This is a genomic window from Ruminococcus bovis, assembly GCF_005601135.1.
Taxonomy (GTDB): domain Bacteria; phylum Bacillota; class Clostridia; order Oscillospirales; family Acutalibacteraceae; genus Ruminococcoides; species Ruminococcoides bovis.
This window is the reverse complement of sequence record NZ_CP039381.1, coordinates 1,890,485-1,903,083: the sequence shown is the minus strand read 5'-3', so window position 1 is coordinate 1,903,083 and position 12,599 is coordinate 1,890,485. Positions and strand designations below refer to the sequence as shown.

Genomic DNA, 12,599 nt, shown 5'->3' with positions numbered 1-12,599 from the left:
AAGACTAAGCCTTTTATTGCAAAAATTAACCCCAATGCAATAAATGCTTTTTGCAATGGGGTAAAACTTTTATTTGCCGACAGTTCTCTTACATTCTTTTTCTTCACAAGGGTTGTTGTCACTATCAAGGAAAACAACAGTTGGCGTGTGAGACTCAGCATCTTTTTCTTCAATTAATTTATAAGCCATAATAATAACATGGTCACCAACTGCAACAAGTCTTGCTGCTGCACCGTTAACACAAATGATACGGCTACCTCTTTCACCGGCAATAACATATGTATCAAAGCGTTGACCATTTTCAACATCTACAACACTAACTTTTTCATATTCATAGATGCCTGACTTTTCCATTAAATCTTTGTCAATAGTTATACTACCTACATAGTTAACATCAGCTTCTGTTACAACTGCTCTATGTAGCTTACTTTTTAACATAGTAATCATCAAATCACCCTTAATTATTTCTCTATCTTATCTATTATACCACCTAGTTAACTAAAAATCAATGTTTGTAAAAAATTGTTATAAAAATCAGAAACCTGACTTTTTCATAACATTATCAAGGAAATCAATTTCTTCTTTGTTGTCATACTTTTTATATTCTGACATATTCTCTTGATACTGTTTTAGGTTCTTTGAAGTTAAAATTTTGAAATCTCTATGTAGCCAATATAAAGGTAAAAGCAATTTTTTATTCTTTAAACTTGGATATTCCTGTACCATCCTTTTGTATGGTGGGAAAATTCGAGTTTTAATATAATTTTCTTCTGTAGAATTATTATATTCTTCATTGTACTTTCTTCTCTCATTAAGAATTTTGTTTTCTTCTGTACCGAAAGTCATATTTGAAAGAATATAAACATCAACATCATCAAAGTCTTTAATTCCTTTATTGAAATATAAATCAGCTTTTTCAAGTAACATTTCATGGAATTTTGTAAGGTTATTTTCTTTTAACTTTTCATTTATAAAGTTAAAGTCAGCATTATTATTTTTCAGATATTTATTTAAGAAATAAACATCAATTATCATTCTGACACCCATACCACCTAAATCACGATAATGCTTAGCAAAATGCTCAACAATATAAATATAGTGGTATTCATCAGTGAACTTATAGGTGTGGTTGGTGTTATCAATTAGATTTGCATTACTGAACAGATTTTCTGTAAATGTTGAATTTCTAAAGTTACCGTTATCACAATGAATTTCAAGCTGTACAAATGGGTCTTGTACTGCAACAATTAAATCATCAGTTGACTGAATTATTCTATAATCTAGGCTAGAAAGTATAGTCCTAGCCTTTTCAATATCTTTATTTTTAATATGAATATCAACATCATTTGTTACCCTAAAATCCGGTTGAGGGTAGGTATCTTTAATAAACTGACCCTTCACAAGTAGGTTGTCTATTCCCTGCTTTTCAAATTCAGTAATTAACTTTTTGGTAGCAGAAAACTGAGATGCATCCTTCATCAACATAAACTTTCTGCACCTAATGAACATATCCATAATTTCTTTTGGCACATTGATTTTGCTTTTTTCTAAGGCATAGGAAACCATATTTGCAACTCTGCTTTTTGCAGAGGTAAAGTACAACTCCCTAAAATCAATTTCATCATTATTCTTTAAAGGAATATTAGAAAATAGAAAGCCAAGTACATTAAGTAGAAATTTATATTGAGTTTTTTCTTTTGGAGAAAATTTCTTTTTCACATTTATTTTCCTTTACAATAATTTTCTTATCTTCAATACAAACTTCTTTGTTACAAATTGAAAGTGCAGCTTTTTCATGAGTGATAATCATACAAGTTTTGTTTTGTAGATTTACAAGATTTTGAAGTAATCTTTTTTCTGTTTCTTCATCAAGTGCTGAGGTACATTCATCAAGTAATAGAATAGGTGACTTAGTAAGGATTGCCCTTGCAATAGCAAGTCGCTGAACTTGTCCCTCTGAAAGTCCGATACCTCTCTCACCTAACATTGTGTCAAGTCCACTAGGCAAAGTATCTACAAAATCAGCACAAGCAATTTTTAGTGAAGAATGGATTTCTTCATCAGTGGCATTTGGTGATACAATCAGCAGATTATCCCTAATTGTACCTGAAAGTAGGAAGTTACCTTGTGGCACATAGGCAAACATTTTTCTTGAATTTTTATCAATATAAAGCTTTTTGTTATCCTTTAAATCAAGATAAATTTCACCACTTGAAACATTGAAAACTGACATTAGCAGTTTCATAAGTGTGCTTTTGCCAATACCGGTAATACCCATAATGGCAACAAAATCGCCTTTATTGATTTTTAGGCTTGTATTTGAAAGGACTTCATCTCTACCATAACTAAAAGTAATATTATCAAAATTGATGGACTTTAGGTTATTATAAATGTTTTCCACATTAATTTCACTTTTGTTAAACTTTCTTTCCTGTGGAAGTGACTCAATTTCCATAATTCTTTCTGCTGATGCAGTAGCAGCAAAATAAGTAGGAAAAATTCCTGTAAGTCCTGAGATTGGACCTTGAATTTGTGACACTAAGGCTATAATTTCTGTTAGCACACCGTATGTAATATTGCCATGAACAATATTATAAGCACCCCAAATCAGACCAAAAGCATAGCCAAGCATAAACACAAATGAAAATGCTGAGGAACTTATGACAGAAAGTGTGTTTCTCTTTCTACGGATCACATAGTTCTTTTGTTGCAAGTCTTTTGCATCTTTTAGAACTTCATCTTCAATATCAAAGGACTTAACTAGGAGTAAACTTGCAATAATTTCTTGCAAAAAGCTTCTTACCTTGCCGTCAGTTTCTTGACCTTTCTTGTGAAAATTTTTCATCTTAGTTCTATACAAAGATGCCACAAAAAGTGCCAATGCACCACCAACAACAAACACCATTGTAAAAGGGATACTTATTTGTATCAAAACAATAAACACACCTGCAAGTTTTACAATCATATATGTAAGCTGGGGAATAATTGTAACGATAGCATTTGTAATTGTGCTAATGTCACTGGTAAGTCTGTTTAACAATTCACCGGAATGATAAGCTGAAACATCGGCAAATTCTTTTTCCAATATCTGTTGAAACAAATCTGTTTTGTAGCTGATTTCCAGCTTAGCACTAATTCTAAAAACAAAAATTCTCTGTAGTACACTAAAGAAAATATCTGCACACACTATACCACCAAATATCAAACCATAATGTGTAACACCTGAAAGAGGGTCATTTGCATAACTTGGGTCATTACCTGTTGCAGCATTTACAAGGTATTTACTGGCAATAGCTAGGTACACACCGATTATTGCAAGGATTGCATAAATTACAACTAGAAGAATAATTGATGGTAGCTGAGATTTGCTTTTCTTCAATATCCATCTTAATGCAGTTTTATTCACTTTTTTCTTGTAAGTTGAAGTATTCATTTTCCTTTTATCTTTCTATAATATGGATATAATTTTTCTTTTATAGAATAATATTTCCATCTAATTTTCTTCTTTGCAACACATTTTCTGGAATAAATCTTATAGTTAAGGTCAGTGATTTTATGAGTAACATTGTCCTTAGTAAAGGCAGTTACAACTGCAAAAATATCTTTCTTAGGAACATTCACTTCACAAACCATTCTATTATCACCACAAATATTATATGTACCGTCACTATTAACTTTCACAATTCTATGAAGAACATAGGAGTTAGTTGGTTTATGATAGAAAAATACAACATCATACTTTTTCAGTTTAGTTGGTTTTGATAAAGTAACAGTGTCACAATTATCCCTTAACATTGGCAACATTGACACACCCCTAGGAGTGAAATTCACATTGCTACCACTATTAAGAATTTCCTTGAAAATGGGTACAAGTTCACTAATAGGCACTTGTTTATTCAAGTAAGTTACCGTCCTTTAGCTTTGTAATAAAGTTGTCTATATCTTTCTTTGCTATATCTTCAGTTACTTCATATTCATCAAGCATAGCCTTTAGCAGTTCTTCTTTTGTTGTATCATTTTCTAACTTTTCCCATAGAAAAGCACCGGTTTCGTTAAGATTCATCATTCCGTTAAAGTCAACAGTTGCCTTGCCTACAGGCACAACTACATAACAATCTGCTACTTTTCGTAGTAAAAAATCTTCCTTAATTTTCATATTAATCTTCCTTTACTATAGTATCATGAGAAAGTATTGCTGAACTTTTATCCATATTGCACTTCAGTTTATAGAACTTGCAATTTTCCAAAATTATATTAATCATATTTAGAGAATCATTCATTTTATTTTTGCTGATTCTTCTCATAGTTTCTTTAAACAAATATCGCATTGCTTTTTGTGGTGATAATTCTTCAATAGAATTATTTTCACTTCTTTCCAAAAATACAATTGCTCCTAAAATAGCACTGTCATCTTGGAATTTCATTGTGCCACCTGCAAATGGTGAACCATATACTATTAATTTATTATTCTCTAATCGAATTATAGGCTTGTCATCATTTATAATCTGTACCTTGTCACCATAAACTTCTTGCCACAATGAAGTATGGGTTGACTTACCTACACCACTATCAGCAGAAAAAAGATAGCACTTTCCATTATATTTTAATGCTGACGAATGAACCATAATTGCATTATACTTTAAGATTTTTTCAAAAAAATCAAAAGATAAATATACATGTTCTGCTTCATCAATAGGTACTTCCGGATGAAGTGAGTTATATTTTTTGTAGTCATCAACAGTGAATTTATCCCCTACTGTTATTACATCAGAAGTAGGTGTTTCATCAGTTTCAAAAAACTTAATCATCTTCTTTGTATAGTCATACAGAGGGTTAATCTCAACAAAGAAGTTTGCAAATTTACAAAGCATAATACCCTCCAAAATAATCTATATAATAGCACAATACACATCAAAAATGATATGACTTATATACATTTAATTATAAATGAAAAGTATGAATAAATCAAGGAATCGCAAAAAGTAACAAAAAAAGAGCTACCGTAAAGGTAGCTCTAAAATATTCACTTAAAATTTATCAATCATATGCATTGCATACTTCTGAATAAGTGTTGCATCGGTAACATTAACTTTACCGTCACCGTTTACATCAGCTCTCTTAAAGATTGGTGTATTTTCAGGTATTTCATAACCTGACTGTAAAACAGTATATCTCATAATATAAACTGAATCACGAACATTAATTTCACCATCATTATTAACATCACCGATTAGCTGTGGACTTTCTTCAAAAGTAATGTTGTTGTCCTTAGCATATTTCTCGGCATATGAACCAATATTGGCGACAATTTTTAAAGTAGATGCACAACCATTAAAAGCATCACTTGAAATAGATGTAACATTATCGCCTATTGAAATACTACTTAGTTTTGTGCAATTAGCAAAAGCATTTACATCAATTTTTTCAACAGTTGAAGGTAAAACAATACTTTCAAGTGAAGAACAATTACGGAAAACTGACTCACTGACAGTTTTAATTTTACAATCCATTGTTATATTCTTTAGTGATTTGCAGTTAAAGAAAGTAAATTGATTAATATTGCTAACAAATTCAGGAATATTAATTTCCTTCAAAGAAGTACAACCACTAAAAGAATATTCATCAAAACTAGAAACAAGATAAGGAACTTCAACTGTTTCAATATTAGTGTTATTAGCAAAGGCATAACTGCCTATTTTAGTAACAAATCTGCCGTAAACCATTTCCGGAATTTTTACATTTTTATCATTACCCACATAGTTTACAACAGTATAACTCTTTGATGTTGAATTATATTCAAGTTCAAAATTATCATAAGAAGTTACTGCACTTGCACTTGTGATTGATATTGAAACCAAAATTGTAATAAACAAAAGTAGTGAAGTTATAGTTTTTATTTTCTTCATAAAATCACCTTATAAAGGCAACACATAACACCGAAGTGTTATGTGTTGTAAAATTTAGTAATTAAGAGTTAGAAGGTGCTACATATTTACCATTTTCATCAAACTTATACTTTACAAAGTTGTCACTGGTAATGTAAGTAATACCGGCAGTACCGTTATAACCCTTATAACCCATAGTAGCAAATACATAGTATGTATAATTCTTTAATGTAGATGTTGTAAATGTTGTAGTAAACTGACCTCTGTTCTTGTTTGATAGGCTAGTTTGTAGTTGTGTTGAACTTGATGATGGAGTATCAACAACCTTGAACTTAAAGCCACTAGCTGTACTACCACTAATCTGTACAATCTGCTTGCTAGCTGCGGCATCAACATCACCACTCTTGAACTTTTTGTAAGAAGCCGTAGATACAACAGTAGAAATCTTAGTTCTTAGTTCCTGTAAATCAGCATCAGTTAAGTTATTAAGTGAATTTTCAGTAACTGAGTTAGCAACTCTTAGGTAAACAACAGAAGCACTATCAATATTCTTGTCATTATCCTTACAATTATAAGGGTTGAAGATTGTATTGATACGAGTTTTTGAAATGTTGTTACTATCGAAGAATGTATCAGGAGTTACTTCTTGAACTGTTAGACCCGGAGCATCAAGTTCAGCTTCGCCATAGATTGCGTATAGTGTAGTATTATTAGTAATTCTTAAACCATACTGAATGTTAGTAGAAGCTACCTTCTTACCGGCTTTATCATAAGCCCAATATAGGAACTTAAGAGTAGTACCGTTGTTAATAGTTTCAGCAGTATTAATAGCCTGACCTGTATAGCCCTGTTCAACACCGTAAGCCTTTGTATATGGAGATACTGCATCAGAAACTTCTCTGTCGGAACTAAATAGACGAGTGTTGTAGAATAGTTCACTTGCAGTCTGAGGAACTTTTCCGTAATAAGTACCGTCACCATTATTACCAAGTTCACTTTCACTTGATGAATTAGCAGTGTTTAGAGTGTAAGTATATTTCTTTGGTGTGTTGAAATACCAAATTGAAATACTTGAAACTGTTTCTGCATTTGCTTTATCTTCATCAACTTCATCACCGTTTCTGTCGTAGTAAGTCACCCACTTTTCACCACTTGACTGAACATTACCATACCGGTCTGTATGATAAGGAGTTGCCACATATTTAGCACCTGTGTGGTAATTTGTATAACCTACAATACCCTTTAATGCATCTTCCTGTGAATTCCAAGAAACATATGTTTCGATCATATTATCAGGCTGTTGAGAATGGTTCTTAGCATACTCAATTAGATCTGGAATACTTAGAGTACCATCCTTTAGAACATCTTCTGGGTAGCTGGTAAATCTGTAAGAATATGATGTTGGAGTTGAATCCATATCAGCAGGTTTACCGTTTTCTACCTTACGGTTGTAGTAGTTCATCTTAACAGTAATATTATTTGTCTGTAAATCTGAATAGAAGTCAACTTTTGATGTTTTCATTGTATCGCCATCAAAAATATCACTTGCGTTGATTGTATTTTCTACAACAGCAGGGTCACCTGATGAACATACCTTATCAACATGGGATAAATCAGTAATTGCCGTATTTTGATAGTTATAAGTAGCCTTATATCTACTACCGTTTACAGAATAAACAATTAGCTGAACAACAATTTTACCGGAATTTTCTGTATAATTCGGAATTGTTACACTACCTTCTTGGTAATATGTACCAATTACCTTATCAGTATCAGTAGCATCATATAACGTAGCTTGAACGAAGTATCTACCTGCACCACCAAATGCATCCTTACCTGTATATGCTTCATGAGTAATAAGTAAATCACCTTCAGCAACAGGAATGTATAGAGCATACAAGTCCATATTTGTTGAAACCTTGATTGTTTGTGTACTTTGGGTCATATCAGGATTCTGAACAATTGTATATGAACCGTCTTTACCCTTAGTTGCATTAGATGTCCAACCAATGAACTTATACTGTTTCTCAGCAGTACCCTTTGACAGAGGAGAAGCAGAAATAGAAACTTCTGAGTTACGGTCAACAGAAGTTGTTCTTTCTGAACCGACTAGAGCCTTAGCACCTGTAGTTACACCGGAATCATCAGAACTATAAGTATCTTCTTTCCAATCACTCTTATCAGCACCGGCATATAGAACATGAGTATTAACCTTAACTTGGTCTACTGCACGAGAATAGTACCAACGACCATCGGAACGGATACCGGTGTTACCTTTATCAGTAGAAGAACCTGCATCCATTTCACTTTCGTAAGTGATGTAAGCACCTGTGTATTCAAGACGTTTTTCTTTGATTGCATTATAAGCAGCAGTCTGTGTAGTACTTTCAGTACCATCAGAATTTAGTCTAGGAATAAAGTCAGATGGCAAGCCTTGAGTTACATAATTACCAGCACTATCATATACATACCAAATTGTTGACCAATCACCCATAGATGTATCAATATTACCAACTGAAACAATATGAAGTTTATCAGTGCTGTTAAATGTTTGTCCTTTAGGAACAGTTTTTGCAGTATAGCCAAGTATGCTTACTTCCTCGCCGTCCATATTAGTTAATAAATCCCAACCGTTATGAGCAGTTGTATCTTTATAAGTATCTACATTAATAGTAGAACCTTTCATATCCTTTTCAGTTGTTGAGTCTCCAACTAAAGTTTTTTGGTTAGAATTTTCAGCCTTTCTGTACTGGAAGTCAAACAAAACTGTATCGTAGCCGGCTGCTGCAATGTATTTAAAGTCATCGTAGTCGTATGTCTGGAAGTTTTTGTTCTGGTCAGGAGTTAATGTCTTTTGGTGAATCTCTTCACCCTCTTTATAGTTATTAAATGTAATACCGGAAACTTCATAATCTGAAAGCTTCTGGAATTTACCATCTTTAACATCCCAAGCATTTTTAGGAACATATGCAACATACAAGCCACTGCTTGTTTTCATCATAGGTTCACCAGGGTAGGCACTATTCATTGTTTTGTCCGTGTTTACATTTTGCTTACCATCTTTATAATAGTAAGAGTAAACAGAAATTGTGTTACCCCAAGCATTGCCTAAAGAATCGGCATTAGCATAAAGTGTGATATAGTCATTATCAGCTTCAATATATCTATTCTTGTAAATAGGTGTAATTTCAATGATATTCTTTGTTTCTTTACCTGTTACAGAATATGGAGTTGTGATTGTGTATGCAGCACCTGTGTGAGATTCAGAAGATACTGCTTCGTAACCAACACCGTTGATTACATAGTTAGATACATACCAACCTTGTTTAGCCTGAGTATCGTTAACAACTGTAGTAATTGTTAATCTGTCATTTGCAAGAGCCTTGTACTGTTTATATTTTCCAAGATCCTTTGTAAATGAAGTACAATCGTCATTGATACCTGTTACTGTTGTGTCACCATAAGCATATGTTGTCTTTAATGTACCATTCTTTGCATATACATCAATAGCACCTGTTGGTGGCTGAATTACTTTTGGTTGCATTAGATATTCAGTACCATTATCACTAGGTGTAACCTTTAGACTTAAAGCTCTTAGGTCATCATAGTTACTAATAGAGAACATACCATAATTAGTAAATTTATCACTACCAGCCCAATATTCAGGTTGATTTTGGTTCTTAACTACAGAACCAGAACCGTCAGCTGATTTATAAGACAATGTACCATCATGGAAAATCATATCACTAGGAGCAATAGTACCTGTTTCTTTACTAGTGATTGCATAGTAATGGTTACCCTTTGTAATTGTAGAAATATCAAAGTTTACATAATATGAACCATTCTTTTCATATACTGGTAAACGAGTGTCCCATGATTTAGGGTTACTATCTGTACCAGTAATAAACCACTTATCAGTACATAGAGTACCTGGGTTTTCAACAATCTTTACATATACATTTGTTGCACCAGTAATTCTTGTTGTGTAAGAAGTAGCGCCATCTTTTACGCTATCAATCTTTGTTGTATATGTTGAGTCAGAATACCAACCATTAACTTTGTAATCATCACTATTTAGTTTAACTTCAAAAGTAACAGATGTATCTTCTACAACTCTTGAACCGGACTTGATAGTTGTTTCTCCGGATTTTGCAGTAATTGAACCACCTGTCTTATCACTGACATTAAAGTTCACAGCATAGTTACTCTTTGCAACAACATCAACTGTGATTGTTACATCAGAGCTTGGCATTGTAAATGAGTAACTATTATTGCCCTGATTTGTAACAGGGACATCAGTTGTACCTGATGTTACAGTAACCGACTTAACCTTGTAACCATCGGTAATATCAGAAACAGTGATGCTTGCATTTTTATTTTCAGGGAAATCACCGTTTGCACCCTCATTGATTGTTACATCCTTACAAGTAGCAGTAACTGTTGCATTATCACAAGGATTTAAAGTAGCCTTGTGGGTTGCAACTACAAGAGATTCAACAGTTAAATCTTTTTCATAAGTAACTGTATCAATACCATCTGTAATAGTAAAAGTATATTTACCACTATCTGTTAGTGTTAAGTTATCAATTGTTACTGTTGTATTATCGGCTGAATATGTAGCTGTTTTAGTGCCAACTTGCTTACGGCTTGGGTCAGTAATTGTAACTGTATATTCAGGCTTAATTGTTGTTGACTTAACAACATTCTTGAAGAAGTTTGGTAAACCACCACCAACAGTAAATACAAACTTAGTAGAATTATCATCGTTGATTTCTGTTGGAACATTTAGCTTTGTAAATGTTAGAGGTGTGTATTCAGCAGCATTTGCATCAACTTGTTTACCCTCTTTAGTACCGTAGAAATACCACTGTTTACCCTTAATGAATTTATCCCCACCAAGGTCACTTGATTGATTGTCCCAATTACCGACCTGTTTAATAATAAACTGAATACCGGTAGAGGCACTTGTAACATAATTATCAAGTTGTTTATAGTATAGACCAGGAATATCACTTTGTGAATACTTAGTCATCTTTTTATATGATTCAGCAGCATCATCAGCTATTGAAGCACCACCCCAAGCAAAAATAGCGTTTCTTTCATTATTTTTGCCAGCGTAAGCCTTATCATAACTGATAACCATTGTCTTACCAGATGTTGCGTTGACAGCTTCATCATGATAAGCCTCAGAAACAGTAACTATTAAATCTTCTGTACTTTTAATAGACTTAAAGTTTGTACCGGAAACTTCAACAGAAATATAATGCTTACCAACAGAAAGGTCACTTGTAAAGATTTTTGCTGAACCGTTATTTGACTGTACTGACTGAATGACACCGTTGGCATTAGTTTCTTTAAATGTATAAGTAAAGTTACCTGGCTGAATATCGCCTTGAAGTTCAGCAATGATTGTAACTTCATTACCAAACTTAACATTAGTAGGAGTAGCAGTTAGTTTAACTGAAGTTGCAACTTGTTTCTTAATAACTGATGCAGAGATTTCTTCACTCTTTACAGTATTATAGTTTTCAGCAACTGCCTCAGCATAGAATTTAACTGTGCCTTCATCACTTGCAGTAAAGTCATAAGTAACCTTATTAGGTGTTGCAGAACCGTTAATCTTCTTACCATTAATATAGTAATTATACTTAACAGTTACACCTTCAGGAGCATCTTCACATGATGCTTTTAGCTTAATGCTATCGCCAACTTTATATTGCCAACTAGTAACAGGACCGGTTAATGTTACCTTTGAAGTAATATCAATTGGGTTTACTGTAACTGTAACTGTAGCTTCACTACTGGTAACCGAAGTATAACCATTAGCAGAAACCTCTACTTTATATTTATGTTCACCCTCTGATAGGTCAGTAAAAGTAGCCTGTGCTGTACCATTAGAAGATTTTATTACTTTTGGGGTTGTTGTTGCACCTGAGGTTGTTTCTGTAAAAGTATAAGTTAGTTCACCTGAAACAGGAGTATTTGCAGTAGCAGTAAGTTTTACAGATTCACCAGTATTCTTTGTAGCACTATCAGGTGATAGATTAACTGATGTTGCGACAGGGTCAATAGCTAATCTGTACCATAAATATTTTTTATCAGTACATAGCTGATACTTAGTACCATTAGGAATTGTACCCGCTGATATCATATATGCTTTGCTATCTCTAGGAGAATTTAACTTAGTTTTTTCATCATTCTGTGATGTACTGACTGTAGTTCGGTCTGTAGCAGGACCATACTGTAAATTACCATCCCAAATGGCAAAAAAGTTCTCTTCACCATTTGATACGATAATTGGAGAAGCATAATAATTCTCACCGGAAACCTTAGTCATTGGCATTTTCTTTGTAGGATTTGTCCAGTCGTTATTATAGCCACCAAATACATATAAATCAGCTGAAGGTGTTTCAGCATTAGTTTTTTCCACATTAGTTGTAGCAGCGAGAACTGAAAAAGAAGAAACTACCATCATAAGGGCAAGAATCAACGCCCAAGTGCTAGAACTAATGCGTTTTATTTTTTCTTTCATTTTTTATACCTCCATTACAAATAATTGCATAAGAAGTTGTGAACATTTGCACATTTATTTCGATTCTACTGCCTGACCATCAATAGTTTGCAACCGAAAAAAGGGTGCAAAAACCCACAATTATTTATTATCATAATAACATTTTTATTCAGTAAAATCAACTATTTTCGCAAAATAACTTT

The 12,599-nt window shown here is 33.1% G+C and carries 8 protein-coding genes; all 8 read right to left on the bottom strand.

Annotated features, from left to right (window positions below):
• Positions 1 to 69: 69 nt before the first annotated feature.
• On the bottom strand, positions 70 to 450 hold the full coding sequence (gene panD / locus E5Z56_RS08965; RefSeq protein WP_138157482.1) for an aspartate 1-decarboxylase: 381 nt from the start codon (positions 448 to 450) through the stop codon (positions 70 to 72).
• An 84-nt stretch (positions 451 to 534) separates the two neighbouring features.
• Positions 535 to 1,719: a nucleotidyltransferase family protein gene (locus E5Z56_RS08960; protein WP_175405435.1), complete on the bottom strand. Its 1,185-nt coding sequence runs from the start codon at positions 1,717 to 1,719 to the stop codon at positions 535 to 537.
• Complete coding sequence (locus tag E5Z56_RS08955) at positions 1,679 to 3,433, bottom strand: ABC transporter ATP-binding protein (protein ID WP_138157480.1); 1,755 nt, start codon at positions 3,431 to 3,433, stop codon at positions 1,679 to 1,681. The genes E5Z56_RS08960 and E5Z56_RS08955 overlap by 41 nt, the downstream gene beginning before the upstream one ends.
• The gene (locus E5Z56_RS08950) at positions 3,430 to 3,900 is read right to left on the bottom strand and encodes a S24/S26 family peptidase (protein WP_138157479.1); all 471 of its coding nucleotides are present in this window, start codon (positions 3,898 to 3,900) and stop codon (positions 3,430 to 3,432) included. Before E5Z56_RS08950 ends, E5Z56_RS08955 begins: the two co-directional genes overlap by 4 nt.
• On the bottom strand, positions 3,893 to 4,156 hold the full coding sequence (locus E5Z56_RS08945; protein WP_022506073.1) for a PqqD family protein: 264 nt from the start codon (positions 4,154 to 4,156) through the stop codon (positions 3,893 to 3,895). The genes E5Z56_RS08950 and E5Z56_RS08945 overlap by 8 nt, the downstream gene beginning before the upstream one ends.
• Before the next feature lies 1 nt (position 4,157).
• Entirely contained in the window at positions 4,158 to 4,871 is a 714-nt protein-coding gene (locus E5Z56_RS08940; protein ID WP_138157477.1) for a hypothetical protein, read from the bottom strand.
• A 156-nt stretch (positions 4,872 to 5,027) separates the two neighbouring features.
• Positions 5,028 to 5,906, bottom strand: coding sequence for a leucine-rich repeat protein (locus E5Z56_RS08935; protein ID WP_138157476.1), 879 nt, complete (start codon positions 5,904 to 5,906; stop codon positions 5,028 to 5,030).
• Positions 5,907 to 5,967: 61 nt separating this feature from the next.
• Positions 5,968 to 12,417, bottom strand: coding sequence for a hypothetical protein (locus E5Z56_RS08930; protein ID WP_138157475.1), 6,450 nt, complete (start codon positions 12,415 to 12,417; stop codon positions 5,968 to 5,970).
• Positions 12,418 to 12,599: the final 182 nt, after the last annotated feature.